Annotated in this window: 22 protein-coding genes and 3 tRNA genes; 3 read left to right on the forward strand and 22 right to left on the reverse strand. The window is 67.6% G+C overall.

The genetic code is table 11. The features are described 5' to 3' along the window. Positions 1-129 precede the first annotated feature (129 nt). From tuf to ACTWQF_RS04905, 15 genes are all read right to left on the reverse strand, one after another. A complete protein-coding gene (gene tuf, locus ACTWQF_RS04835) occupies positions 130-1,323 on the reverse strand; it encodes an elongation factor Tu (protein WP_443277308.1) in 1,194 nt (397 codons plus the stop codon). 273 nt (positions 1,324-1,596) lie between these two features. Next, the gene (gene fusA, locus ACTWQF_RS04840) at positions 1,597-3,720 is read right to left on the reverse strand and encodes an elongation factor G (RefSeq protein ID WP_443277310.1); all 2,124 of its coding nucleotides are present in this window, start codon (positions 3,718-3,720) and stop codon (positions 1,597-1,599) included. 39 nt (positions 3,721-3,759) lie between these two features. After that, a complete protein-coding gene (rpsG, locus tag ACTWQF_RS04845; protein ID WP_019354980.1) occupies positions 3,760-4,230 on the reverse strand; it encodes a 30S ribosomal protein S7 in 471 nt (156 codons plus the stop codon). A 2-nt stretch (positions 4,231-4,232) separates the two neighbouring features. Then, entirely contained in the window at positions 4,233-4,604 is a 372-nt protein-coding gene (gene rpsL, locus ACTWQF_RS04850) for a 30S ribosomal protein S12 (RefSeq protein WP_003948652.1), read from the reverse strand. Positions 4,605-4,945: 341 nt separating this feature from the next. Then, entirely contained in the window at positions 4,946-5,407 is a 462-nt protein-coding gene (locus tag ACTWQF_RS04855; protein ID WP_443277311.1) for a DUF1707 and DUF4190 domain-containing protein, read from the reverse strand. Positions 5,408-5,692: 285 nt separating this feature from the next. After that, on the reverse strand, positions 5,693-9,592 hold the full coding sequence (locus ACTWQF_RS04860) for a DNA-directed RNA polymerase subunit beta' (protein WP_443277313.1): 3,900 nt from the start codon (positions 9,590-9,592) through the stop codon (positions 5,693-5,695). A gap of 91 nt (positions 9,593-9,683) precedes the next feature. Continuing rightward, the gene (rpoB, locus tag ACTWQF_RS04865; protein ID WP_443277315.1) at positions 9,684-13,166 is read right to left on the reverse strand and encodes a DNA-directed RNA polymerase subunit beta; all 3,483 of its coding nucleotides are present in this window, start codon (positions 13,164-13,166) and stop codon (positions 9,684-9,686) included. Between the two features lie 530 nt (positions 13,167-13,696). After that, complete coding sequence (rplL, locus tag ACTWQF_RS04870; protein WP_099883455.1) at positions 13,697-14,086, reverse strand: 50S ribosomal protein L7/L12; 390 nt, start codon at positions 14,084-14,086, stop codon at positions 13,697-13,699. A gap of 134 nt (positions 14,087-14,220) precedes the next feature. Beyond that, positions 14,221-14,793, reverse strand: coding sequence for a 50S ribosomal protein L10 (gene rplJ, locus ACTWQF_RS04875; RefSeq protein ID WP_443277317.1), 573 nt, complete (start codon positions 14,791-14,793; stop codon positions 14,221-14,223). 307 nt (positions 14,794-15,100) lie between these two features. Beyond that, complete coding sequence (locus ACTWQF_RS04880; RefSeq protein WP_443277319.1) at positions 15,101-15,967, reverse strand: hypothetical protein; 867 nt, start codon at positions 15,965-15,967, stop codon at positions 15,101-15,103. A gap of 253 nt (positions 15,968-16,220) precedes the next feature. Then, complete coding sequence (rplA, locus tag ACTWQF_RS04885) at positions 16,221-16,943, reverse strand: 50S ribosomal protein L1 (RefSeq protein WP_443277321.1); 723 nt, start codon at positions 16,941-16,943, stop codon at positions 16,221-16,223. Positions 16,944-17,028: 85 nt separating this feature from the next. Next, positions 17,029-17,463, reverse strand: a complete 435-nt coding sequence (gene rplK, locus ACTWQF_RS04890) for a 50S ribosomal protein L11 (RefSeq protein WP_433100669.1) — start codon at positions 17,461-17,463, stop codon at positions 17,029-17,031. A 184-nt stretch (positions 17,464-17,647) separates the two neighbouring features. Continuing rightward, entirely contained in the window at positions 17,648-18,523 is an 876-nt protein-coding gene (nusG, locus tag ACTWQF_RS04895) for a transcription termination/antitermination protein NusG (protein WP_443277322.1), read from the reverse strand. Positions 18,524-18,596: 73 nt separating this feature from the next. Then, a complete protein-coding gene (secE, locus tag ACTWQF_RS04900) occupies positions 18,597-18,878 on the reverse strand; it encodes a preprotein translocase subunit SecE (protein ID WP_443244259.1) in 282 nt (93 codons plus the stop codon). Between the two features lie 112 nt (positions 18,879-18,990). Further along, a tRNA-Trp gene (locus tag ACTWQF_RS04905) sits at positions 18,991-19,063 on the reverse strand. A 215-nt stretch (positions 19,064-19,278) separates the two neighbouring features. On the opposite strand from ACTWQF_RS04905, the gene ACTWQF_RS04910 reads away from it, so the two are divergent. Together ACTWQF_RS04910 and ACTWQF_RS04915 are read left to right on the forward strand one after the other, a co-directional pair. Next, positions 19,279-20,517 carry a pyridoxal phosphate-dependent aminotransferase gene (locus ACTWQF_RS04910; protein WP_443277325.1) on the forward strand — a complete coding sequence of 413 codons (1,239 nt, stop codon included), beginning with the start codon at positions 19,279-19,281 and terminating at the stop codon, positions 20,515-20,517. Between the two features lie 122 nt (positions 20,518-20,639). After that, the gene (locus ACTWQF_RS04915) at positions 20,640-21,695 is read left to right on the forward strand and encodes an adenosine deaminase (protein ID WP_443277327.1); all 1,056 of its coding nucleotides are present in this window, start codon (positions 20,640-20,642) and stop codon (positions 21,693-21,695) included. On the opposite strand, the gene ACTWQF_RS04920 is transcribed toward ACTWQF_RS04915, so the two are convergent. Then, positions 21,692-22,339: a TetR/AcrR family transcriptional regulator gene (locus ACTWQF_RS04920; RefSeq protein ID WP_443277329.1), complete on the reverse strand. Its 648-nt coding sequence runs from the start codon at positions 22,337-22,339 to the stop codon at positions 21,692-21,694. The genes ACTWQF_RS04915 and ACTWQF_RS04920 overlap by 4 nt on opposite strands. Before the next feature lie 89 nt (positions 22,340-22,428). Here ACTWQF_RS04920 and ACTWQF_RS04925 point away from each other — a divergent pair, with 89 nt between their 5' ends. Beyond that, a complete protein-coding gene (locus tag ACTWQF_RS04925) occupies positions 22,429-23,064 on the forward strand; it encodes an NAD(P)-dependent oxidoreductase (RefSeq protein WP_443277331.1) in 636 nt (211 codons plus the stop codon). A gap of 33 nt (positions 23,065-23,097) precedes the next feature. Here ACTWQF_RS04925 and ACTWQF_RS04930 read toward each other — a convergent pair whose 3' ends face one another. From ACTWQF_RS04930 to ACTWQF_RS04955, 6 genes are all read right to left on the reverse strand, one after another. Further along, positions 23,098-24,171 carry a UDP-N-acetylmuramate dehydrogenase gene (locus tag ACTWQF_RS04930; protein WP_443277333.1) on the reverse strand — a complete coding sequence of 358 codons (1,074 nt, stop codon included), beginning with the start codon at positions 24,169-24,171 and terminating at the stop codon, positions 23,098-23,100. A gap of 128 nt (positions 24,172-24,299) precedes the next feature. Further along, entirely contained in the window at positions 24,300-24,734 is a 435-nt protein-coding gene (locus tag ACTWQF_RS04935) for a MaoC family dehydratase (RefSeq protein ID WP_443277335.1), read from the reverse strand. 5 nt (positions 24,735-24,739) lie between these two features. Continuing rightward, the gene (locus ACTWQF_RS04940) at positions 24,740-25,201 is read right to left on the reverse strand and encodes an FAS1-like dehydratase domain-containing protein (RefSeq protein ID WP_443277337.1); all 462 of its coding nucleotides are present in this window, start codon (positions 25,199-25,201) and stop codon (positions 24,740-24,742) included. Positions 25,202-25,392: 191 nt separating this feature from the next. Beyond that, positions 25,393-25,557, reverse strand: coding sequence for a 50S ribosomal protein L33 (gene rpmG, locus ACTWQF_RS04945; protein WP_019354206.1), 165 nt, complete (start codon positions 25,555-25,557; stop codon positions 25,393-25,395). A 90-nt stretch (positions 25,558-25,647) separates the two neighbouring features. Then, positions 25,648-25,720: transfer RNA gene (locus tag ACTWQF_RS04950), tRNA-Met, on the reverse strand. Between the two features lie 40 nt (positions 25,721-25,760). Continuing rightward, positions 25,761-25,833: transfer RNA gene (locus ACTWQF_RS04955), tRNA-Thr, on the reverse strand. Positions 25,834-25,917 lie beyond the last annotated feature (84 nt).

The raw sequence follows: 25,917 nt of genomic DNA on the forward strand, positions 1-25,917 counted from the left end.
TCAGCCAGGGGTGCGCGCCGACCCGTCCATGGTAGGACCCCGAACGGCACACGAAAGAGGGCCCGCACGGCATCACTGCCGTACGGGCCCTCTTCTCAGCCGAGGCTGAAGAGCGCTGGACGCGCTAGGTCACTTGACGATCTTGGTGACCTGGCCGGCGCCCACGGTCCGGCCACCCTCGCGGATGGCGAACTTGAGGCCCTCTTCCATGGCGACGGGCTGGATGAGCTGGACGCTCATCTCGGTGTTGTCGCCCGGCATGACCATCTCGGTGCCCTCGGGGAGGGTCACCACGCCGGTCACGTCGGTGGTACGGAAGTAGAACTGCGGGCGGTAGTTGTTGAAGAACGGGGTGTGGCGGCCACCCTCGTCCTTCGACAGGATGTACGCCTGCGCCTCGAACTCCGTGTGCGGGGTGACCGAGCCCGGCTTGATGATGACCTGGCCGCGCTCGACGTCCTCGCGCTTGATACCGCGGAGCAGCAGACCGACGTTCTCACCGGCCTGGCCCTCGTCAAGGAGCTTGCGGAACATCTCGATACCGGTGACGGTGGTCGAGGTCTTGGTCTCCTTGATGCCGATGATGTCGACGTTCTCGTTGACCTTCAGCACACCGCGCTCGATACGGCCGGTGACGACCGTACCGCGACCGGTGATGGTGAAGACGTCCTCGATCGGCATGAGGAAGGGCTTCTCGACGTCGCGCTCCGGCTGCGGGATCGCCTCGTCGACGGCCGCCATGAGCTTGACGACGGACTCGCCCCACTCCTTGTCGCCCTCGAGGGCCTTGAGCGCGGAGACCTTGACGACCGGAACCTCGTCGCCCGGGAACTCGTACTCGGAGAGCAGCTCACGGACCTCGAGCTCGACGAGCTCCATGATCTCCTCGTCGTCCACCATGTCGGCCTTGTTCAGGGCGACGACGATGTACGGAACGCCGACCTGGCGGGCCAGGAGCACGTGCTCCTTGGTCTGCGGCATCGGGCCGTCGGTGGCGGCGACCACGAGGATGGCGCCGTCCATCTGCGCGGCACCGGTGATCATGTTCTTGATGTAGTCCGCGTGACCCGGGCAGTCAACGTGGGCGTAGTGACGGTTCTCCGTCTGGTACTCGACATGCGCGATGGAGATGGTGATACCGCGCTGGCGCTCCTCGGGAGCCTTGTCGATGTTCTCGAACGCCGAAGCCTCGTTCAGGTCCGGGTACGCGTCGTGCAGCACCTTGGTAATCGCCGCGGTAAGAGTGGTCTTGCCGTGGTCGATGTGACCGATGGTGCCGATGTTGACGTGCGGCTTAGTCCGCTCGAACTTCGCCTTCGCCACTGGGGTCCTCCTGTGGACTGGTGCTGTACACCCCCCACATTTTGCGGAGGGGTTCAGGTGGTCGTACCGAACCGGCCAGGACCCCGAGGGGGATGCCCTTGACCTGTTCGCTTGGGTGGGCGGGCGGCCGGGGCGCCCCCGGCACAGTCCGCATCGATGACCGAGCGATCTGTGCCGGAGTGCCCCGAATGCCTTTGCTCCAGCCTAAGGGGTGAGCACGAATGTCCTACTCGCCCCTGAGCGAGTACTGCGACTCGCCCCTGGACGAGTGGATTACTCGCCCCTGGCCTTCGCGATGACCTCCTCGGCGACGTTCCTGGGAACCTCACCGTAGGAGTCGAACTGCATGGAGTACGTGGCACGGCCGGAGGTCTTGCTGCGCAGGTCCCCGACGTAGCCGAACATCTCCGACAGCGGTACCAGGCCGGTGACGAGCTTCGCGTTGCCGCGGTCGTCCATCGACTGGACCTGGCCGCGCCGCGAGTTGATGTCGCCGATCACGTCGCCCATGTAGTCCTCGGGCGTCGTCACCTCGACCTTCATCAGCGGCTCCAGCAGGGCCGGGTTCGCCCTCCGGGCGGCCTCCTTGAACGCCATGGAACCGGCGATCTTGAACGCCATCTCGGAGGAGTCGACGTCGTGGTAGGCACCGTCGAGCAGCGTCACACGGACGCCGGTCAGCGGGTAGCCCGCCAGGACACCGAACTCCATGGCCTCCTGGCAGCCCGCGTCCACGGACGGGATGTACTCCCGCGGGATACGGCCACCGGTGACCTGGTTGACGAACTCGTAGCCGTCGCCCTCGAGCGGCTCGACGTCGATCTGCACCTTCGCGAACTGACCGGAACCACCGGTCTGCTTCTTGTGGGTGTAGTCGACCTTCTCGACCTTCTTGCGGAGCGACTCGCGGTAGGCCACCTGCGGCTTACCGACGTTGGCCTCGACCTTGAACTCGCGCTTCATGCGGTCGACCAGCACGTCCAGGTGCAGCTCGCCCATGCCCGCGATGATCGTCTGGCCGGTGTCCTCGTTCGTCTTGACCTGGAAGGACGGGTCCTCCTCGGCCAGCCGCTGGATCGCGACGCCCAGCTTCTCCTGGTCGCCCTTCGACTTGGGCTCGATGGCGACCTCGATGACCGGGGCCGGGAAGTCCATCGACTCCAGGATCACCGGGTTGCCCGCGTCGCAGAGGGTCTCACCAGTGGTGGTCTGCTTCAGACCCATGACGGCGACGATGTCGCCGGCACCCACCGAGTCGATCTCCTCACGCTTGTTCGCGTGCATCCGGTAGATCTTGCCGATGCGCTCCTTGCGGCCCTTCACCGAGTTCAGCACCTGGGTGCCGGTGTTCAGGCGGCCCGAGTAGACGCGCAGGAAGGTCAGCTTGCCGAGGTGCGGGTCGCTGGCGATCTTGAACGCCAGCGCCGACATCGGCTCTTCCTCGGTCGGACGACGCTTGATGATCTCTTCGGCGTCCTTCGGGGACTGACCCTCGACGGCCTCGACATCGATCGGGGCCGGCAGGTAGCGGGCAATCGCGTCGAGCAGGGGCTGCACGCCCTTGTTCTTGAACGCGGTGCCGCAGAACACCGGGGTCACCGTGATGGTGCCCTCGGCGCCCGTGGAGGCCAGCGTGACCCGGCGGATCGCCGCGATGAGCTGCTCCTCGGTGGGCTCCTGGCCCTCCAGGTACAGCTCCATCATCTCTTCGTCGTTCTCCGCGACGGCTTCGAGCAGCTTGCCGCGCCACTCCTCGGCCGCCTCGGCGTGGGTGTCCGGGATGTCGACGGTGTCGTACATCTCGCCCATCTTGGCCTCGGGCGACCAGACGAGGGCCTTCATCGACACCAGGTCGACGACGCCCTTGAAGTCCGCCTCGGTGCCGATCGGCAGCTGCATGACCAGCGGGATCGCACCCAGGCGGTCGCTGATCATGTCGACGCAGCGGTGGAACTCCGCACCGGTACGGTCGAGCTTGTTGACGAAGCAGATGCGCGGAACGCCGTAGCGGTCGGCCTGCCGCCACACCGTTTCGGACTGCGGCTCCACACCGGCGACACCGTCGAACACCGTCACGGCACCGTCGAGCACGCGCAGCGCACGCTCCACCTCGACGGTGAAGTCGACGTGGCCCGGGGTGTCGATGATGTTGATGGTGTAGTCGACGCCGTTGAGCGGCCAGTGAGTGGTCGTCGCGGCGGACGTGATCGTGATGCCGCGCTCCTGCTCCTGCTCCATCCAGTCCATCGTGGCAGCGCCGTCGTGGACCTCACCGATCTTGTAGCTGCGACCGGTGTAGAAGAGGATCCGCTCGGTGGTCGTCGTCTTGCCCGCGTCGATGTGCGCCATGATCCCGATGTTGCGGACCTTGGCAAGGTCAAGTGAAGTGGTAGCCATAAGGCTTCAGTCTTCTCTCGGTCTCGATGGGGGTAGCGACTACCAGCGGTAGTGCGCGAAGGCCTTGTTGGACTCGGCCATCTTGTGCGTGTCCTCGCGCTTCTTCACGGCGGCGCCGAGCCCGTTGGAGGCATCGAGCAGCTCGTTCATCAGACGCTCGGTCATGGTCTTCTCGCGGCGGGCGCGGGAGTACCCCACGATCCAGCGCAGCGCGAGAGTGGAGGAACGGCCGGGGCGGACCTCGACCGGAACCTGGTAGGTGGCGCCACCGACGCGGCGGGAGCGGACCTCGAGGGTCGGCTTGACGTTCTCGAGCGCGCGCTTGAGCGTGATGACCGGGTCGTTGCCGGTCTTCTCGCGCAGCCCCTCCATGGCGCCGTAGACGATGCGCTCAGCGGTGGAGCGCTTGCCGTTCAGCAGCACCTTGTTGATGAGGGAGGTCACCAGAGGAGAGCCGTAGACCGGGTCGATGATGACCGGGCGCTTCGGGGCAGGGCCCTTACGAGGCATTCTTACTTCTCCTTCTTGGCGCCGTAGCGGCTGCGAGCCTGCTTGCGGTTCTTGACGCCCTGCGTGTCGAGGGAGCCGCGGATGATCTTGTAGCGAACACCCGGCAGGTCCTTCACACGGCCACCGCGCACGAGCACGATGGAGTGCTCCTGCAGGTTGTGACCCTCACCCGGAATGTAGGCGGTCACCTCGATCCCGCTGGTCAGGCGCACACGGGCGACCTTGCGCAGGGCCGAGTTCGGCTTCTTCGGGGTGGTCGTGAACACGCGCGTGCAGACGCCTCGGCGCTGGGGCGAACCCTCGAGTGCGGGCGTCTTGTTCTTCTCGACCTTGTCCTGCCGGCCCTTGCGGACCAGCTGCTGGATCGTAGGCACCGTTTCTCCGGTTTCTGTGTGCCAGTCTCGGTAAAGCTAACCTGGGCCATCCCCGACCCACGAGGTCGGGTGTGTCGAAGACTGCGGTCCCCTCCGGGAGAGATCCACTGAGAGATCTCCGCTGAGGTGGAAGCTTCTCCATGGTGAGAAGCAGCAGAGTCCGGTGTCTCCGGCTGCGCGTAGGCCCGCAATCGCGGGCGGGAACAGCGCAGGGGACACCCCAGGCACAGAGACTGAGGGTACCTACCTCATCGGCTGGGGTCAAAACAAATGGACCGGCCACCATAGCGCCCCCGACCTGCGAGAAACAGGGCGCCGATGGAGGCCACCGATGGGCGGCGTCAGCTCGATGCCACGATCACTCCGAGGATGATCGCCAGGATGGCGCCGATGGCCAGCCAGCCCAGCACCAGCCCTGCCGTGGCCAGTCCTTCGCCCTGCTCTCCCGACCGCCGGATCTCCGCCTTCGCCTTGTGCCCCAGAATCACCGCGGGGATCGCCGTCAGCCCGTACATCGGCGTCAGGACACCGCAGACCAGCGCCCCGACCGCCGAGCCGTTGGTACGCGGCGGAGGCGTGGGCAGAAACGTGCGCGGCACCTGCGGATAGGCGGGCTGCGGCGCCGGAACCGGCACCGGCCCCTGCGGCAGATCCGCGATGAGCATGGTCAGCTCCGCGTAGGTCTGCGCCTGAGTCGCGCGCGCCAGCCGCTGCTCGTACTCGTCCTGGCCCAGCCGGCCCTCGCTGAAGCCGGCCTTCAGTACGTCGATCGCCCGCTCCCGGTCCGAATGCGAGGCGCGCATCGAACCGATCTGCTGCTGACTCTGGATCGGAACTGAGCCAAGGTTCTTGCCCTGGCTCGGGACAAGACCAGGGCTGTGCCCCTGGTCCGGGGCACCTCCAGGATTCCACGGTCCGAAAGCCACCGGCCCCCACCTCCCAGCTCGCTTGGCGTTCCCTCCATCATCCATGACGCGGGCGCTCCGTGGCTGGTTCACCCCCGCACGGATACATCGCGATCCCGGGACCGATACGACCGCGGGGCGGCCACCCGTACTGGGTGACCGCCCCGTGGCGATGGATCGGACTCAGGCGTTGTACGGCCCGTAGTCGTAGTCCTCAAGCGGAACTGCCTGGCCGGAGCCGGTGCCGAAGGGCGAGTAGTCGATGTCGTCGTAACCGACGGCCGAGTACATCGCGGCCTTCGCCTCCTCGGTGGGCTCGACCCGGATGTTGCGGTAGCGGGACAGGCCCGTACCGGCCGGGATGAGCTTACCGATGATGACGTTCTCCTTGAGGCCGATCAGGGAGTCCGACTTGGCGTTGATCGCCGCGTCGGTCAGGACCCTGGTCGTCTCCTGGAAGGACGCCGCCGACAGCCACGACTCGGTGGCCAGCGACGCCTTGGTGATGCCCATCAGCTGCGGACGGCCGGAGGCCGGGTGGCCGCCCTCCTGCACCACGCGCCGGTTCTCACCCTCGAACTTGGTGCGCTCCACCAGCTCGCCCGGCAGCAGCTCGGCGTCGCCGGACTCGATGATCGTCACGCGGCGCAGCATCTGCCGGATGATGATCTCGATGTGCTTGTCGTGGATCGACACACCCTGCGAGTTGTAGACCTTCTGGACCTCGCCCACCAGGTGCACCTGAACCGCGCGCTGGCCGAGGATACGGAGCACGTCGTGCGGGTTCTCCGTACCGACGGTCAGCTTCTGGCCGACGGCGACGTGGTCGCCCTCGCCCACCAGCAGCCGGGCGCGCTTGGAGACGCTGTAGGAGGTCTCGTCCGAGCCGTCATCGGGGGTGACGACGACCTTCTTGGTCTTCTCCGTCTCCTCGATCCGGACCCGGCCCGCCGACTCGGAGATCGGCGCGACGCCCTTGGGCGTACGGGCCTCGAACAGCTCGACCACACGCGGCAGACCCTGGGTGATGTCGTCACCGGCCACACCACCGGTGTGGAAGGTACGCATCGTCAGCTGGGTGCCGGGCTCACCGATCGACTGGGCGGCGATGATGCCGACGGCCTCGCCGATGTCGACCAGCTTGCCGGTGGCCAGCGAGCGGCCGTAGCACATGGCGCAGGTGCCCACGTGCGACTCACAGGTGAGGATGGACCGCGTCTTGACGATCTCCACACCGTGCCGGACCAGCTCGTCGATGAGCACGTCGCCCAGGTCGGTACCGGCCGGGGCCAGCACCATGCCGTCGACGACGATGTCCTCGGCGAGGCAGCGCGCGTACACGCTGGTCTCGGCGTCCTCCGCCTTGCGCAGCACGCCGTCCTCGCCCTTGGAGGCGATCCGCAGCTTGAGGCCGCGCTCGGTGCCGCAGTCCTCCTCGCGGATGATCACATCCTGCGAGACGTCGACCAGACGACGGGTGAGGTAACCCGAGTCCGCGGTACGCAGGGCGGTGTCGGCGAGACCCTTACGGGCACCGTGCGTGGAGATGAAGTACTCCAGCACAGAGAGACCCTCACGGAACGACGCCTTGATGGGCCGCGGGATGGTCTCGTTCTTCGCGTTCGACACCAGACCGCGCATACCGGCGATCTGACGCATCTGCATCATGTTCCCTCGGGCGCCCGAGTCCACCATCATGAAGATCGGGTTCGTCTTCGGGAAGTTGTCGTTCATCGCCTCGGAGACCTCGTTGGTCGCCTTGGTCCAAATGGCGATGAGCTCCTGCGTGCGCTCGTCCTTGGTGATCAGACCGCGCTCGTACTGCTTCTGGACCTTCTCGTCCTGCGCCTCGTAACCGGCGATGATCTCCGGCTTGGCGTCCGGGACGACAACGTCCGTGATCGCGATGGTCACACCCGAGCGGGTCGCCCAGTAGTAACCGGCCGACTTCAGGTTGTCGAGCGCCGCGGCGACGACGACCTTGGGGTAGCGCTCGGCCAGGTCGTTGACGATCTGGGAGAGCTGCTTCTTGCCCACCGTGTAGTCGACGAACGGGTACTCCTCGGGCAGCAGCTCGTTGAAAAGCGCACGGCCCAGGGAGGTGTGCAGCCGGAACGGGTCACCGGGCTGCCACTCGGGCTCGCCCTCCTCCGGTACCGGCGGGGTCCAGCCCAGCGGCGGAGTGGTACCGACCGGGAAGCGGATGTCGATCTTCGCCTGGAGCGACAGCTCCCCGGCGTCGAACGCCATGATCGCTTCCGCGGTGGAGTTGAACGAGCGGCCGTCGCCCTTGGTGACGCGCTGCTCCTCGTCCGTGGTGAGGAAGAACAGACCCAGGACCATGTCCTGCGTCGGCATCGTCACCGGCCGGCCGTCGGCCGGCTTGAGGATGTTGTTCGAGGACAGCATCAGGATGCGGGCCTCGGCCTGCGCCTCCGCGGACAGCGGCAGGTGCACGGCCATCTGGTCACCGTCGAAGTCCGCGTTGAACGCGGTGCACACGAGCGGGTGGATCTGAATGGCCTTGCCCTCGACCAGCTGCGGCTCGAACGCCTGGATGCCGAGACGGTGCAGCGTCGGTGCCCGGTTGAGCAGCACCGGGTGCTCCGCGATGACCTCTTCCAGCACGTCGTAGACGACCGTGCGGCCGCGCTCGACCATGCGCTTGGCGCTCTTGATGTTCTGCGCGTGGTTGAGGTCCACCAGCCGCTTCATCACGAACGGCTTGAACAGCTCCAGCGCCATCGCCTTGGGCAGACCGCACTGGTGCAGCTTGAGCTGCGGACCGACGACGATGACGGAACGGGCCGAGTAGTCGACGCGCTTACCCAGCAGGTTCTGCCGGAAGCGGCCCTGCTTGCCCTTGAGCATGTCGCTGAGGGACTTCAGCGGACGGTTGCCCGGACCGGTGACCGGACGGCCACGGCGGCCGTTGTCGAACAGCGCGTCGACGGCCTCCTGGAGCATCCGCTTCTCGTTGTTGACGATGATCTCGGGCGCGCCGAGGTCGAGAAGCCGCTTCAGGCGGTTGTTGCGGTTGATGACACGGCGGTACAGGTCGTTCAGGTCGGAGGTCGCGAAGCGGCCACCGTCCAGCTGCACCATCGGACGCAGGTCCGGCGGAATGACCGGCACGCAGTCCAGCACCATACCCTTGGGGCTGTTGCTGGTCTGCAGGAACGCGGAGACGACCTTGAGCCGCTTCAGCGCACGGGTCTTCTTCTGGCCCTTGCCGGTGCGGATGACCTCGCGGAGCCGCTCGGCCTCCTCCTCCAGGTCGAAGGTCTCCAGGCGCTTCTGCAGCGCGGCAGCGCCCATGGAGCCGTCGAAGTAGGTCCCGAAGCGGTCGCGCAGCTCGCGGTAGAGCAGCTCGTCGCCCTCCAGGTCCTGCACCTTGAGGTTCTTGAAGCGGCTCCAGACCTCGTCCAGCCGGTCCAGCTCACGCTGGGCGCGGTCGCGGATCTGCTTCATCTCACGCTCGGCGCCCTCGCGCACCTTGCGGCGCACGTCCGCCTTGGCGCCCTCGGCCTCCAGCTCGGCCAGGTCGCTCTCCTGCTTCTTGGCGCGGGCCTCGAGGTCGGCGTCACGGCGCTGCTCGATCTGCTGGCGCTCCACACCGACGTGCGCCTCCAGGGAGGGCAGGTCGCGGGTGCGGCGCTCCTCGTCGACGTACGTGATCATGTACGCCGCGAAGTAGATGACCTTCTCCAGGTCCTTGGGCGCCAGGTCGAGCAGGTAGCCCAGGCGGGAGGGAACACCCTTGAAGTACCAGATGTGGGTCACGGGAGCGGCAAGCTCGATGTGGCCCATCCGCTCACGGCGCACCTTGGCGCGGGTCACCTCGACGCCGCAGCGCTCACAGATGATGCCCTTGAAGCGGACGCGCTTGTACTTGCCGCAGTAGCACTCCCAGTCCCGGGTCGGACCGAAGATCTTCTCGCAGAAGAGTCCGTCCTTCTCGGGCTTGAGGGTGCGGTAGTTGATGGTCTCCGGCTTCTTGACCTCGCCGTGCGACCACTGACGGATGTCGTCAGCGGTGGCAAGGCCGATTCGCAGTTCGTCGAAGAAGTTGACGTCGAGCACTCTCGTCAATCCCTCTCAGGGTCGTATGTCAATGGTCTGAACGGGTCGCGGGGAGGGCCGGGACGCGGGGCGCGCGCCCCGGCCGACTCCGTCAGACCTCTTCGACGCTGCTCGGCTCGCGCCGGGACAGGTCGATTCCGAGCTCCTCCGCCGCGCGGAAGACGTCCTCGTCGGTGTCGCGCATCTCGATCGACATGCCGTCCGAGGACAGCACCTCGACGTTGAGACAGAGCGACTGCATCTCCTTGATGAGCACCTTGAAGGACTCGGGGATGCCCGGCTCCGGGATGTTCTCGCCCTTGACGATGGCCTCGTAGACCTTCACGCGGCCGGTGACGTCGTCGGACTTGATGGTCAGCAGCTCCTGCAGTGCGTACGCGGCGCCGTACGCCTCCAGGGCCCACACCTCCATCTCACCGAAGCGCTGGCCACCGAACTGGGCCTTACCACCCAGCGGCTGCTGGGTGATCATGGAGTACGGACCGGTCGAGCGAGCGTGCAGCTTGTCGTCGACCAGGTGGTGCAGCTTGAGGATGTACATGTACCCGACCGAGATCGGGTCCGGGAACGGCTCGCCGGAGCGGCCGTCGAATAGCTGAGCCTTGCCGGACGGCTGGACCATCCGGTCGCCGTCACGGTTCGGGAGCGTGGACTCGAAGAGACCCGCGATCTCGTCCTCGCGGGCGCCGTCGAAGACCGGCGTCGCCACGTTGGTCTTCGGCGCCACGTCGTCCGCGCCGATCGCCTGGAGGCGCTGCATCCACTCCTCGGAGCCCTCGACCTTCCAGCCCTGGGAGGCCAGCCAGCCCAGGTGGATCTCCAGGACCTGGCCGGGGTTCATCCGGGAGGGGACGCCCAGCGGGTTGAGGATCACGTCGACCGGGGTGCCGTCCTCCAGGAACGGCATGTCCTCGACCGGCAGGATCTTCGAGATGACGCCCTTGTTGCCGTGCCGGCCCGCGAGCTTGTCACCGTCAGTGATCTTGCGCTTCTGCGCGACGTAGACGCGCACCAGCTGGTTGACGCCCGGAGGCAGCTCGTCGCCCTCCTCGCGGTCGAAGACCCGGACGCCGATGACCTTGCCGGTCTCGCCGTGCGGCACCTTCAGCGAGGTGTCACGGACCTCGCGCGCCTTCTCACCGAAGATCGCGCGCAGCAGCCGCTCCTCGGGGGTCAGCTCGGTCTCACCCTTCGGGGTGACCTTGCCGACGAGGATGTCGCCCGCCTCGACCTCGGCGCCGATGCGGATGATGCCGCGCTCGTCGAGGTCGGCCAGGACCTCCTCGGAGACGTTCGGGATGTCCCGGGTGATCTCCTCGGGGCCGAGCTTGGTGTCACGGGCGTCGACCTCGTGCTCCTCGATGTGGATCGAGGAGAGGACGTCGTCCTGCACCAGCCGCTGGCTGAGGATGATCGCGTCCTCGTAGTTGTAGCCCTCCCACGGCATGAAGGCCACGAGCAGGTTCTTGCCGAGCGCCATCTCACCTTCGTCGGTGGACGGACCGTCGGCCAGCACCTGGCCCTCGATGACACGGGAGCCCTCGTCCACGAGCACCTTCTGGTTGAAGGAGGTGCCCTGGTTGGAGCGGGTGAACTTGGCGACGCGGTAGGTGGTGTACGTACCGTCGTCGTTGGCCACCGTGATGTAGTCGGCGGAGACCTCCTGGACGACACCGTCCTTCTCGGCCTTGATGACATCCCCGGCGTCGACCGCGCAGCGGTACTCCATGCCGGTGCCGACCAGCGGCGCCTCAGCCTTGATGAGCGGCACGGCTTGCCGCATCATGTTCGACCCCATCAGCGCGCGGTTGGCGTCGTCGTGCTCAAGGAAGGGGATCATGGCCGTCGCGACCGACACCATCTGGCGCGGCGAGACGTCCATGTAGTCCACGTCGTCGCCCGGGATCAGGTCGACCTCGCCGCCACGGCGGCGGACCAGCACCCGGTCCTCGGCGAACCGCATCTCCTCGGAGAGGGGCGCGTTCGCCTGGGCGATCACGAAGCGGTCTTCCTCGTCTGCCGTGAGGTAGTGCACCTCGTCGGTGACGACTCCGTCGACCACCTTCCGGTACGGCGTCTCGACGAAGCCGAAGGGGTTCACGCGGCCGTACGAGGCGAGCGAACCGATCAGACCGATGTTCGGTCCTTCCGGCGTCTCGATCGGGCACATCCGGCCGTAGTGCGAGGGGTGCACGTCACGGACCTCGAAGCCCGCCCGCTCACGGCTCAGACCACCCGGGCCGAGCGCGTTGAGACGGCGCTTGTGGGTGAGCCCGGAGATCGGGTTCGTCTGGTCCATGAACTGGGACAGCTGGCTGGTGCCGAAGAACTCCTTGATGGAGGCGACGACCGGCCGGATGTTGATCAGCGTCTGCGGCGTGATCGCCTCGACGTCTTGCGTGGTCATCCGCTCGCGGACGACGCGCTCCATACGGGCGAGACCCGTACGGACCTGGTTCTGGATCAGCTCGCCCACGTTGCGCAGCCGGCGGTTGCCGAAGTGGTCGATGTCGTCGGTCTCGATGACGATCGTGTCGCCCTCGGCGGACTGCGACTCGGTCTCGCCCGCGTGCAGCTTCACCAGGTACTTGATCGTGGCGATGATGTCGGCCGTGGTGAGCACGCCGGAGTCCAGCGGCTCGTCACCGCCGAGCTTCTTGTTGACCTTGTACCGGCCGACCTTGGCCAGGTCGTACCGCTTCGGGTTGAAGTAGAGGTTCTCCAGCAGCGTCTGCGCGGCCTCACGGGTCGGGGGCTCACCCGGACGCAGCTTGCGGTAGATGTCGAGCAGCGCGTCATCCTGACCCTGGGTGTGGTCCTTCTCCAGGGTGGCGCGCATGGACTCGTACTGGCCGAACTCCTCGAGGATCTGCTCGGTGGTCCAGCCGAGCGCCTTGAGCAGGACGGTCACGGACTGCTTGCGCTTACGGTCGATACGCACACCGACCATGTCGCGCTTGTCGATCTCCATCTCCAGCCAGGCACCGCGGGACGGGATGATCTTGGCGGAGTAGATGTCCTTGTCGGAGGTCTTGTCGATGGAGGAGTCGAAGTAGACACCCGGGGACCGGACGAGCTGGGTGACGACGACACGCTCGGTGCCGTTGATCACGAAGGTGCCCTTGTTGGTCATGAGCGGGAAGTCGCCCATGAAGACCGTCTGCGACTTGATCTCACCGGTCTCGTTGTTGGTGAACTCGGCCGTGACGAAGAGCGGAGCCGCGTACGTGAAGTCGCGCTCCTTGCACTCGTCGATCGAGTTCTTGGGGGGCTCGAAGCGGTGATCGCGGAAGGTCAGCGACATCGACCCGGAGAAGTCCTCGATCGGGGAGATCTCCTCGAAGATCTCTTCCAGACCGGACTTGGTGGGGACGTCCTGTCCACTGTCCAGCGCGGCCTCGACGCGAGCCTTCCAGGCGTCATTGCCGAGCAGCCAGTCAAAGCTCTCGGTCTGGAGCGCGAGAAGGTTCGGAACCTCAAGGGGCTCCTTGATCTTCGCAAAAGAGATACGCAGCGGGGCAGTGCTGGCGCCGTTGTTCGAATTGGCAGTCGAGGCAGTGCGCGAGGCGGCCAAGAGGGGGTCCTTCCGAGGGCTCGGACTCTCTACACGCATACCGGTGCCCCTGGTGACGGGCAGGGGGCAGCTAATAGGCAGCGCAAAGGGTCAGTGTAGCCACAAGGCCCACTGATGTCCAGAAAGGATTACGGGAAACCGGCTCACGCCCCGGTCTCCACCTCCTGCGATTGTTCTTCTCGTTCCGCCCCCGTCCCCGGCGGCCTCGATACGCCGGGGCGGACGTGCTCTGCTGCGGCTCGTCGTGCCTGCCGCAACACTTCCCGCTTCGCCGTCGATCCATGCCTCGGAGTTCGGATCGATGTGACGACGCGTCCCGAGAATTGCGCGCTGCGTGCCGTTCGTCAAGGCCCCCAGGAGCAACGAAGATCACCATACCCGCCGTCATCCGCCCAGGGCGCGACCGTCCAGCAACGGCGAAGGGCGACCACCCGTCTGGGTGATCGCCCTTCGCTGCACAGCTACCCACGTGAGGTAGCCCGCGGTCTACCGTGATGACTCCGCGAGCCGGTGGCTCATCGGGGTCGGCGTCACTTGACCTCGACCGAGGCGCCGGCGCCCTCGAGGGACTCCTTGGCCTTGTCGGCGGCGTCCTTGGCGACCTTCTCGAGGACCGGCTTCGGGGTGCCGTCCACGAGCTCCTTGGCCTCCTTCAGGCCCAGCGAGGTCAGCTCACGCACGACCTTGATGACCTGGATCTTCTTGTCGCCGGCGCCGGTCAGGATGACGTCGAACTCGTCCTGCTCGGGCTCGGCCTCGGCGGCGGCACCCGGGGCACCCGGGGCGGCGACGACGGCGGCGGCCGGGGCGGCGGCCTCGACGTCGAACTTCTCCTCGAACTTCTTCACGAAGTCCGACAGCTCGATGAGGGTCATCTCCTCGAACTGGGCAAGCAGTTCGTCCTGGCTGAGCTTCGCCATGGTTGGTGGTCCTTCCACTTCAGTCGGCTGGTGCCGGATCAATATGTCGGCGGGCTTACGGCCCGCTGTGACCGAGTGCGGCCGGTCACCGGTTACGGACGGTCACCCACTGTCGCGGGGACCGACTGCGCCGGTTACTCGGACTCGGCCTCGGCGGGAGCCGTGGTGTCGGCACCGCCCTGCTCTTCGACCTTGCTGCGAAGCGCGTCCGCGGTGCGGACGAACTTCGAGAGCGGGGCCTGGAAGGTCGCCGCGGCCTTGGCCATGGACGCCTTCATGCCACCGGCCAGCTTGGCGAGCAGCACCTCGCGGGACTCGAGGTCCGCGAGCTTCTTGAGGTCGTCGGCGCCGTACAGCGCGCCGTCGACGATGCCGCCCTTGATCACGAGGGCGGGGTTGTCCTTGGCGAAGTCACGGAGACCCTTCGCCGCCTCGACCGGGTCACCGGTCACGAAGGCGACAGCCGAGGAGCCCGTCAGGAACTCGTCGAGCTCGTTGATCCCGGCCTCGTTGGCCGCGATCTTGGTCAGCGTGTTCTTCACCACTCGGTACTGAGCGTTGTCACCGAGCGCACGGCGCAGCTCCTTGAGCTGGGCCACGGAGAGTCCGGTGTACGCGGTGACCACAGCGGCGTTGGAGTCACGGAACTTGTCCGTGATCTCGTCGACGGCTGCGATCTTGTCGGGAGCGACCTGTTCCCTCGCCATGGGCCTCGGCCTCCTTCCGGGTGATGAGGACCGCTCGGAAGGGGCTGAACACGACAAACGCCCCAGCGCAGGCGCATGGGGCGTCGACTCGACCGAAGCGCGTAAGCACCTCGGGAGTTCTTCCTCAGTCACCTGCGCGGGTCGTCCGCAGCGAGCGGATCCTTCGGCCGTCGGCACTCTGTGCGCGCACGACGACGACCAGCGGTCTTTGGCTTCGTATGGAGACTACGCGAACGGGCCCGGGACCGGCAAATCCGGTCCCGGGCCCGCTGAGAGTGCGCCGCGGGTCAGCTGAGGCCGTCGACGATCAGCTGAGGCCGCCGCCGCTCTTCATCAGCTCCGCGGCGTCCGATGTCTCGCCGGCGGGCGGAGCGGTCACGTTCACGGGGGTGCCGTAGTCCGTGTAGTAGTTGGTCGCGTCGATGCCTGTGGCGCCGTCGGTGCTCTTGGCGACCTCGTGCTTCTTGACCAGCAGGTCGTTCTCATCGATCCACAGATCGATCTTCTCCTTCTTCAGCCCCTGCTGCTTGAACTGCTGCTCCAGCGCCTGAAGGTCCTTCTCCGAGAGGTCCTTCGACTGCATCCGGGTCAGCTCGGAGACGGAGACCGTGCCGGAGTAGTGCGTGGTCTTCTTGCCGCGCACCGTCTCGGAGCCGAGCGCCTTGACCTTGCCCGAGGCCAGGACGAGCTGGACCGAGCGCGCCGGGTTGTTGTTCTGCATCTGGTCCTTGAGCATGGCGCCCGAGGCGCCGCCCTGCTTGGCCAGCGCGTCGTAGTCGTACTTCATCCACTTCTTGCCGCCGGGAGCGCCGCCGGTGGAGGGGTGGACGTACATCGCGTCCGGCAGATAGCGGGCCTCGGCCGACTGGGCGCCGCCGGCCATGGTGAGGTCGGCCTCGCCCTTCATGCCGCCGCCGGACCAGTCGAAGGCGCCGTCCATGTTGGTTTCCATGGTCTTGCCCTGGGACGTCTGCTTGTTGACGCCTTCGACCTTGGCGGAGTTCTGCTTGTCGGTGGCCGTCGATGCCTTCTTCAGGGCCGTCAGGGCGTTCTGGACGGCCGAGCCGCCGCCCTTGGAGTCGCCGCCGCCCCCACTGCCACCGCCGTCCGCTTTCTCGCTGCCGCACGCCGTCAGGCCCGCCATCAGTGCGATGCCCGCGGCAGCTGCCGCCATCCTGGTCCTCCGCATAGGACTCCCCCCTCGTTATGGGCGGGCCCGAACGGGCCCCGTTCATCGGCTTATCCGCACCTTATGCAACGGGGGAGACGACACACGCACCGGGACGGGTTCCACGGCCGCACAGAGCCGCCGACCCCGAAGACGCCTGAGCCGATGGATCTGTGGCCCGGAAAGACGGCGAAGGCCGGTGCCCACCCCCGTCGGGGAGCGGGCACCGGCCTTCGGGCGTCTGCGCGCCGGTCGCGGATCAGACCGCGGCCGGGTCCTCCTCGACGAGGAGGTTGCGGGTGCGGTTCGGGTCGACCGGGATGCCGGGGCCCATCGTGGTGGCGACGGAAGCCTTCTTGATGTACCGGCCCTTCGCCGCCGCGGGCTTCAGCCTGGTGATCTCCTCAAGGGCTGCGGCGTAGTTCTCGACGAGCTGCTGCTCGCCGAAGGACGCCTTGCCGATGATGAAGTGCAGGTTGGAGTGCTTGTCGACGCGGAATTCGATCTTGCCGCCCTTGATGTCGCCCACGGCCTTGGCCACGTCGGGGGTGACGGTGCCGGTCTTCGGGTTCGGCATCAGACCACGCGGACCGAGCACGCGGCCGAGGCGGCCGACCTTGCCCATCAGGTCCGGGGTGGCGACGACGGCGTCGAAGTCGAGACGGCCGCCTGCGACCTCCTCGATGAGCTCGTCGGAGCCGACGATGTCGGCCCCCGCGGCCTCCGCCGCCGCAGCACGGTCGCCGGTCGCGAAGACCAGGACCCGGGCAGTCTTACCGGTGCCGTGCGGGAGGTTGACGGTGCCGCGGACCATCTGGTCGGCCTTGCGCGGGTCGACGCCCAGGCGCATGGCGACCTCGACGGTCGCGTCGAAGTTCTTCGTGGAGGTCTCCTTGGCGAGACGGACGGCCTCCAGAGGCGCGTACTGACGCGTCCTGTCGATCTTCGCGTCCGCTTCGCGGAGAGTCTTGCTGCGCTTCACTGCTGCTCCTGACGGTATGGAGTCGTGGTACGGGCCAGCGCTTGGCCCTGCCACGGGGATGGGGAGAGGTGCCGGTGCCGAGGGCTCAGCCCTCGACGGTCACACCCATGGAACGGGCGGTACCGGCGATGATCTTCTCCGCCTGGTCCAGGTCGTTGGCGTTGAGGTCGGGCATCTTGGTCGTGGCGATCTCGCGCACCTGGTCACGGGTGATCTTGGCGACCTTGTTGGTGTGCGGGGTGCCGGAGCCCTTCTCCACGCCGGCGGCCTTGAGGATCATCTTGGAGGCCGGCGGCGTCTTGGTGATGAAGGTGAAGGAACGGTCCTCGTAGACCGTGATCTCCACCGGGATCACCCAGCCACGCTGCGACTCGGTCGCCGCGTTGTACGCCTTGCAGAACTCCATGATGTTGACGCCGTGCTGACCCAGCGCCGGGCCGACCGGCGGAGCCGGGTTGGCTGCACCGGCCTGGATCTGGAGCTTGATCAGCCCCGCGACCTTCTTCTTCTTGGGAGGCATGTTCTCTCCGGGTCCTGGTGAGAGGTGATTCGCCCTCCGCCCGTCACCCGGGCGGAGGCATACCGCACAACGATAGCCCGTACCGTTACGCGGCTTGAAACCGAGCAGGTCAGGAAGGGCGCGAGCGCCTTCCTGACCTGTCCGGAAGCTGGGTGGGGTACTGCCCGGCCGGAGGCCGGGGCAGTCAGTTCTTCTGGATCTGGTCGAAGCTCAGCTCGACCGGGGTCTCGCGGCCGAAGATCTCGACAAGGCCCTTGACCTTCTTCGAGTCGGCGTTGATCTCGTTGATGGTCGCCTGGAGGGTGGCGAACGGGCCGTCGGTGACGGTGACCGAGTCGCCGACCTCGAAGTCGAGGACCTGGACCTCGACCTTGCGGCCCGGAACGCCCGCGGGCTTCCCCTCCTCGTCGGCCGCGGCAGCCTTGGCGGCCTTCTCCTCGGCCTCCGGGGCGAGCATCTTGACGATCTCGTCGAGGGTCAGCGGGTACGGGTCGTAGGCGTTGCCGACGAAGCCGGTGACGCCCGGTGTGTTACGGACGACGCCCCACGACTCGTTGGTCAGATCCATCCGGACCAGCACATAGCCGGGCAGCTTGTTCTGCCGCACGGTGCGGCGGTCGCCGTTCTTGATCTGGACGACCTCCTCCTGCGGCACCTCGGCCTGGAAGATGAAGTCCTCGACGTTGAGCGAGACGGCGCGCTGCTCCAGGTTGGTCTTCACGCGGTTCTCGTAGCCGGCGTAGGTGTGGATCACGTACCACTCGCCGGGCAGATGGCGCAGCTCGTCGCGGAGCTGGGCGACGGGGTCGACCTGCTCCTCCTCGGCCTCTTCGCCCTCAGCGGCCTCTTCGGCCTCGGCCTCCGCCTCGTCGGCAGACTCGGCGGCTTCGGCTGCGGGCTCGCCTTCCTCGCGGACAGCGGCCTCCTCGGCGGGCTCACCGGCAGCGGCCTCGGCGGCTTCCGCCCGGTCGACGCTGCTGTCCGCTGCCTCGACGATGTCGCGCGCCGTGTCGTCACCCTCTGCGGGCTCGACGGCATCGTTCATGTTCGGCTCAGACACGGTGGCTGCTTCTTCCTGGCTTCAAGGGGTCGAACATGCGGAAAGCCCCGCGGAGGGGGCTCTGCGCGGAGGGTCAGCCGAAGACGTGTTTCATGACTTCGGCCAGCCCATAGTCAATCACGAACACCAAAGCGATGATGATGATGACAAAGACGATCACCACGCTCGTGTACGTGGAGAGCTGCTGCCGCGTCGGCCAGACGACCTTCCGAAGCTCCGCGACGATCTGGCGGTAGAAAAGCGCGAGCCTGGCCATCGGCCCCTTCTTCGCCCGCTTTCCGCCCTTTCGGGGCTTCTTGCCTTCGGACGACCCTCCGGGCTCGGGGACCTCGGTGGTGTCCGTGATCTCCGTCACTCGTCCTCACCTGATCCGGGTCGTTGCCCTGCGGCGTCCGGCCCGGCCGCACGGCGGTGCAATTCAGTGCATTCTACGTACGCAAGCACACACCTCGGCGACGTGTGTGTAGCAGGGCCGGAGGGACTCGAACCCCCAACCGCTGGTTTTGGAGACCAGTGCTCTACCAATTGAGCTACGACCCTTTGTGTCTCCCTCAACCTACCGCATCCACGCCGTTGCATGGAGTGCGTGCCAAGAGCACGCTGTGAGTGACGGTTGAAGGCCAACGACGTGAGAGTGTACGTGCTCCGCGGCCGGGCGTCGAACAGGATCCGGCCCGCCCGCCGTCGCGGAGTGTGATCCGGTCGCCGCCAAACCCCGGTGCCCCGCGAGTGCCGGGTCTGGGAACATGCACTGTATGACCGCAGCGACTCCCCCTGCACAGTCCCCGTCCGAGCGACGTCTGTCGGCCCGTATCAGCGCGATCTCCGAGTCCGCGACGCTGGCCGTGGACGCCAAGGCCAAGGCGCTGAAGGCCGCCGGGCGCCCCGTGATCGGGTTCGGCGCCGGCGAGCCCGACTTCCCGACCCCCGACTACATCGTCGAGGCGGCCGTGAACGCGGCGCGCGACCCGAAGAACCACCGCTACTCCCCCGCGGGTGGACTCCCCGAACTCAAGTCCGCCCTCGTCGACAAGACGCTCCGCGACTCCGGCTACCAGATCGACGCTTCCCAGGTGCTCGTCACCAACGGCGGCAAGCAGGCGATCTACGAGGCGTTCGCCGCCCTGCTCGACCCGGGCGACGAGGTCATCGTGCCCGCGCCCTACTGGACCACCTACCCCGAGTCCATCCGGCTCGCGGGTGGCGTCCCGGTCGAGGTCGTGGCGGACGAGACGACGGGGTACCGGGTCTCGGTCGAGCAGTTGGAGGCCGCGCGCACCGAGAAGACCAAGGTGCTGCTCTTCGTCTCGCCCTCCAACCCGACCGGCGCCGTCTACCCGCGCGCGCAGGTCGAGGAGATCGGCCGCTGGGCGCTGGAGCAGGGGCTGTGGGTGCTCACCGACGAGATCTACGAGCACCTGGTCTACGGCGACGCCGAGTTCGCCTCGCTGCCGGCTGTCGTGCCCGAGCTGCGCGACAAGTGCGTGGTCGTCAACGGCGTGGCCAAGACCTACGCCATGACTGGCTGGCGCGTGGGGTGGCTGATCGGCCCTCAGGACGTGATCAAGGGCGCGACGAACCTCCAGTCACACGCCACGTCCAACGTCAGCAACGTCTCGCAGGCCGCCGCGCTGGCCGCCGTCTCCGGCGATCTGGTAGCCGTGGCGGAGATGCGCAAGGCATTCGACCGGCGCCGCGGCACCATCGTGAAGATGCTCAACGACATCGACGGCGTGCTCTGCCCGGAGCCCGAGGGCGCGTTCTACGCCTACCCGTCGGTCAAGGCGCTGCTGGGCAAGGAGATCCGCGGCAAGCGGCCCGCCACCACGGTCGAGCTGGCGGCGCTGATCCTGGAGGAGGTCGAGGTCGCCGTCGTACCGGGTGAAGCCTTCGGCACCCCCGGCTATCTGCGACTGTCCTACGCACTGGGTGACGAGGACCTGGTGGAGGGCATCTCGCGGATCCAGAAGCTGCTCGCCGAGGCACGGGACTGACCTGGCCTCTCCGGAGCGAACGAAGCGGGCTCGAGGGCACTGCCCCCGGGCCCGCTCGCGCTTTCGGGACGTCCCCTGACGGGAACCGGCTTCCAGGAACCGGCTACCTCTTCGGGGCCCGTATGCGGCAGGATCTTGGGATGTTGCACTCTTCCGGAGAGCGGGACCTGCGTACGCTGCCGAAAGCTCATCTGCACCTGCACTTCACCGGGTCGATGCGCCCCTCCACCCTGCTCGAACTGGCCGACAAGTACGGCGTACATCTGCCGGACGCGCTGAGCGGGGGCGAGCCTCCGAAGCTGCGGGCGACCGATGAGCGCGGCTGGTTCCGGTTCCAGCGGCTGTACGACATCGCGCGGTCCTGTCTGCGCGAGCCGGAAGACATTCAGCGACTGGTGCGGGAGGCGGCGCAGGAGGACGTACGGGACGGTTCGCGCTGGCTGGAGATCCAGGTCGACCCCACCTCGTACGCGCCACGGCTCGGCGGGCTCACACCAGCTCTGGAGATCATCCTGGACGCGGTGGAGGCGGCCTCCCGGCAGACCGGTCTCCGCATCCGCGTGCTGGTGGCGGCGAACCGGATGAAGCACCCGCTGGACGCCCGCACACTGGCCCGGCTGGCGGTGCGCTACCGGGACCGCGGCATCGTCGGCTTCGGGCTCTCCAACGACGAACGGCGCGGCTTCGCCCGGGATTTCGACCGCGCCTTCACCATTGCGCGGGAGGGCGGCCTGCTCGCGGCGCCGCACGGGGGCGAGCTGTCGGGACCGAGCAGCGTGCGGGACTGCCTGGACGATCTGCGCGCCACCCGGGTCGGCCACGGGGTGCGCGCCGCCGAGGACCCCTGGCTGCTGGCGCGGCTGGCCGAACGGCAGGTCACCTGCGAGGTCTGCCCCACCTCCAACGTGGCGCTGGGCGTCTACGACAAGGCGGAGGACGTGCCGGTACGGACGCTGTGGGACGCCGGCGTGCCGATGGCACTCGGCGCCGACGACCCGCTGCTGTTCGGCTCCCGGCTGGTGGCGCAGTACGAACTGGTGCGCCGTAAGCACGGATTCTCGGACGCGGAGCTGGCGGAACTGGCCCGGCAGTCGGTGCGGGGCGCCTCGATGCCGCAGGACGTACGGGACGAGATGCTGGCCGACATCGACGCCTGGCTGGCGGCCGATCCGGGCTAACGCGCCCCGGGACGGTCCGTCCCGGCCGGGGCCAGACCGTGCAGCAGGGTGCGGACAAGACTGCGTACGAAGTCGCCCAGTAGCTGCTCGGGGCGCTCTCCTGCGGCGAAGTCGTACAGGAAGGCGCGCTGCGAGCAAGCACCCAGCAGCAGTGCGGCAGCGGCGTCGACGTCGGCATCGGGCCGTACTGCGCCTCGTTTCTGCTCGGCGCGCAGGTAGGCGGCGAGGGTGGTCAGCGGCGTGCGGGGGCCGACACCGAGCTCGCGTACGCCTTCGAAGTGACGCCGCTTGAGGGCCGGTTCGGCGAAGAGGGACGCCGCGATGGGGACGCTCTGCTCGTAGAAGAGGGCGGCGTGCTCGGCGATCTCGGTGAGGTTGGACTCCAGGCCGCGCCGCCCCGCCTCCTGGGCGAGCTCGTTCAGCAGCGGGTTGAGGCGCGGCAGCCGGTCGTGCAGGACCCGGACGAAGATCTCCTCCTTGCCGGAGAAGTGCTTGTAGAGCGCGGCTTCGGAGCAGCCCGCCTCACGGGCGATCTCTTTCGTGGTCGTACGGGCGAGGCCGATGGTGCGCAGCAGATGCTCAGCAGCGTCGATGATGCGCTCACGGGTGGGCCGGACCTGCCGAGTTGACTTGTGAGTGGGCATTCACCCACCGTATCGGTGAGTGAATACTCACCCACCCCTATCCCCCACCCTCTTTCCGCGGTGGGCCTTTCGACGGGAGGCACAGCGGCATGCGTTACACAGTCTTCGGCGCGACCGGCGGCACCGGACAGCAACTCGTACGGCAGGCCCTGGAAGCGGGCCACAAGGTGACGGCCGTGGTGCGCGACCCAGACCGGCTGCCGGTGCGGCATGAACTGCTGGAGATCGCCACCGCCGACGTAACGGACGCCGAGGCGCTGCGTCCCCTGGTCGCCGGTGCCGACGCCGCGCTGTCCGGGCTCGGCGCTCCCTCCAACAAGGCCGCGGGCATCGCCTCGAGGGGGACCCGCGCCATTCTGCGTGCCCTGGAGGCGGAGGGAGTGGAGCGCTACCTGGCGGTCAGCGCGGCTCCGGTCGGCACCCAGCCGCACGACGAGAGCCGCCTCCACCGCGCGGTGGTGCTGCCCTTGGTACGGCGCGCGTTCAGGAACGTCTACGCGGACCTGGCCCTGATGGAGGAGGAGATCCGTAGCAGCGCGCTGCGGTGGACCGTCGTACGCCCGCCGCAGCTCACGGACCGGCCCGGAACCGGCGAATGGCTGCGGCGCGAGGGCACGGCCGTACCGCGACGGCTGCGTATCACTCGCACCGATCTGGCGGCCGCGATGCTGGGCATGGTGGACGACCCGGCCACGGAGCGGAAGGTCTTCGGGATCGCGAACTGAGCTCTGGCGTGCACCAACGTGCACCAGGCTGACCTACAGCGCGCAGCCCACCATCACCGGCTCGTTGACGAGGGTGACACCGAAGGCGGCGTGCACCCCCTCGCGCACCTCCCGGGCGAGCGCGAGCAGGTCGGCGGTGGTGGCGGAGCCCCGGTTGGTGAGCGCCAGGGTGTGCTTGGTGGAGATGCGGGCCGGGCCCTGGCCGTACCCCTTGGTGAAACCCGCCTTGTCGATGAGCCAGGCCGCCGAGGTCTTGGTACGCGCCTCCCCCGCGGGGAAGGCCGGGGGTGCCACCTCGGGCCCGAGCCGGTCCCGGACCCGGTCGACGAAGGCGGCGAACTGCGCGTCGTCCAGGATCGGATTGGTGAAGAAGGACCCGGCCGACCAGGTGTCGTGATCGTCGGGGTCGAGCACCATGCCCTTCCCTGCACGCAGCCGCAGCACGGCCCCGCGTGCGATGGCGGCCGGCACCCGGTCGCCCGCCTCGACGCCGAGGACACGTGCCGTCTCCCCGTACTTGATCGGCGCGGAGAGGCCCTCCGCGTCCTCCAGCGCGAAGCGCACCCGCAGCACGACATGGCGTGCGGGGTCGGCCTTGAAGCGGCTGTGCCGGTAGGAGAAGCCGCACTCGGCGTTCGTGAGGGTGACCGTCTCGCCGGTCTGCCGGTCGTAGGCGACGACCTCGGTGAGCGTGCTGGAGACCTCCTGGCCGTACGCGCCCACGTTCTGGATCGGCGTGGCGCCCGCGGAGCCCGGGATGCCGGCCAGGCACTCGATACCCGCCAGCCCCGCCTCGACGGTACGGGCGACGGCGTCGGACCAGTTCTCCCCCGCCGCCAGCTCCAAGTCGGTGCCGGAGAGCGAGAAACCGCTGGTCGCGATGTGCAGGACCGTTCCCTCGAAGCCCTCGTCGGCGATGACGAGATTGCTGCCGCCCGCGATGATCAGCAGCGGAGTGCCGCTATCGTCGGCCTCGCGGACCGCCGCGATCACCTCATCGTCGGTGGTCGCCGTGACCAGCCGCTGGGCCGGCCCACCGAGACGCAGCGTCGTCAGCGGGGCGAGCGAAACCAGAGGGACACCGGAGTCAACGTAGAGTTCCTGCACGCGCTCCAGAGTACGGGGGAAGCGCACGCCGCTCTGCCGGAGGCCCGGCGGGAGGCTCTCAGCCGCTGCCCTGCCCAGGCCGTGTCCGCCGGGCTGTCTGGGCGGACGCCCGAAGGTGGCCAGCGGGGTCAGGCGAGCTTGACCACCGCGCGGGACATGCCCAGCACCTTGGCGCCCGCGCTGGTGACCGTCAGGTCCACCTGGACCGTACGGGCCTCGTCGTCCAGCTTCTTGGCGACCTTCGCCGTCACCTCGATGGCCGCGCCCTTGTCGTCGTCCGGGACGACAACCGGCTTGGTGAAGCGCACGCCGTACTGCAGCAGCGCACCGGGGTCGCCCGTCCAGTCGGTGATCACCCGGGCGGCCTCGGCCATGGTGAACATGCCGTGTGCGATGACGTCGGGCAGGCCGACGTCCTTGGCGAAACGCTCGTTCCAGTGAATGGGATTGAAGTCCCCGGACGCCCCGGCGTAACGGACCAGCCGGGCACGGTCCACGGGGAAGGTGCGGGAGGGCAGCTGAGTGCCCACTTCCACGTCCGCGTAGGCGACCTGCGCTGTCATTTCCGTCACTCCCCTTCGACCGCTTCGACCGCACGCGCCACCAGCTTGGTGTGCACGGTCACCACCGGCTGCCCCGCCGCATCCTGGACCTCGCCGCGGACGTCGAGGACCTCGTTGCCCGCCAGGGACTTGATGGACTCGATCGTGGAGGTGACCGAGAGCAGGTCCCCGGCACGGACGGGGCGGTGGTAGGCGAACCGCTGGTCCCCATGCACCACCCGCGAGTAGTCCAGGCCAAGCTTCGGGTCCCGCACCACGCCGGCCGCCTCCTGGAAGGTGACGGAGAAGACGAAGGTGGGCGGCGCGATCACGTCCGGGTAGCCGAGCGCCCTGGCCGCCTCGGCGTCCGTGTAGGCGGGATTGTCGTCACCGATGGCCTCCGCGAACTCGCGGATCTTCTCCCTGCCGACCTCGTACGGCCTGCTGGGCGGGTACGTCCGTCCGACGAAGGACTGATCGAGTGCCATCGGCGGCGCCTCCTGCGGCAGTGTGGCGGTTTCACGGCGGGTACGGCTTCGCGGGCGTCGGCTCGGGAGCCAGTCGATGTCCGGCTCCCTGGAGCCGGGCCACGTCCGGTTTCCCGGAGCCGGTCAGGGGAGCCGGACACAGCACGAGGCCGACCCCGACTGGCGGGGACGGCCTCAGAGCATGAGAGGAATCAGCGCGTCTCGCGGTGCACGGTGTGCCGGTTGTCGCGCGGGCAGAACTTCTTCATCTCAAGCCTGTCCGGGTTGTTGCGCCGGTTCTTCTTCGTAATGTAGTTCCGCTCCTTGCACTCCACGCAGGCCAGCGTGATCTTCGGGCGGACGTCTGTGGCAGCCACGTGAGTGCTCCTTGACGAACGGACGGGTTTTAACGCAGAAAGAGTAGCCGATCGGAGGACCGACCCCACAACCGGCTACTGTCGGTGAAGTAGCGGTGACCGGACTTGAACCGGTGACACAGCGATTATGAGCCGCTTGCTCTACCGACTGAGCTACACCGCCACGATGCGGCGACCTCCCGGCGGAAGATCTCTCACATCAGAGCCCCAAAACGGAATCGAACCGTTGACCTTCTCCTTACCATGGAGACGCTCTGCCGACTGAGCTATTGGGGCGAGCGGTGAAGACATTACACGTCCCGCCGCCAAACGTGAAATCGGTATTCGTGCCGTCGGCATGCCTTGATCTTGTCCCGGACC

Origin of the sequence: Streptomyces sp. 8N114 (assembly GCF_052245835.1) — a bacterium.
Lineage (GTDB): Bacteria > Actinomycetota > Actinomycetes > Streptomycetales > Streptomycetaceae > Streptomyces.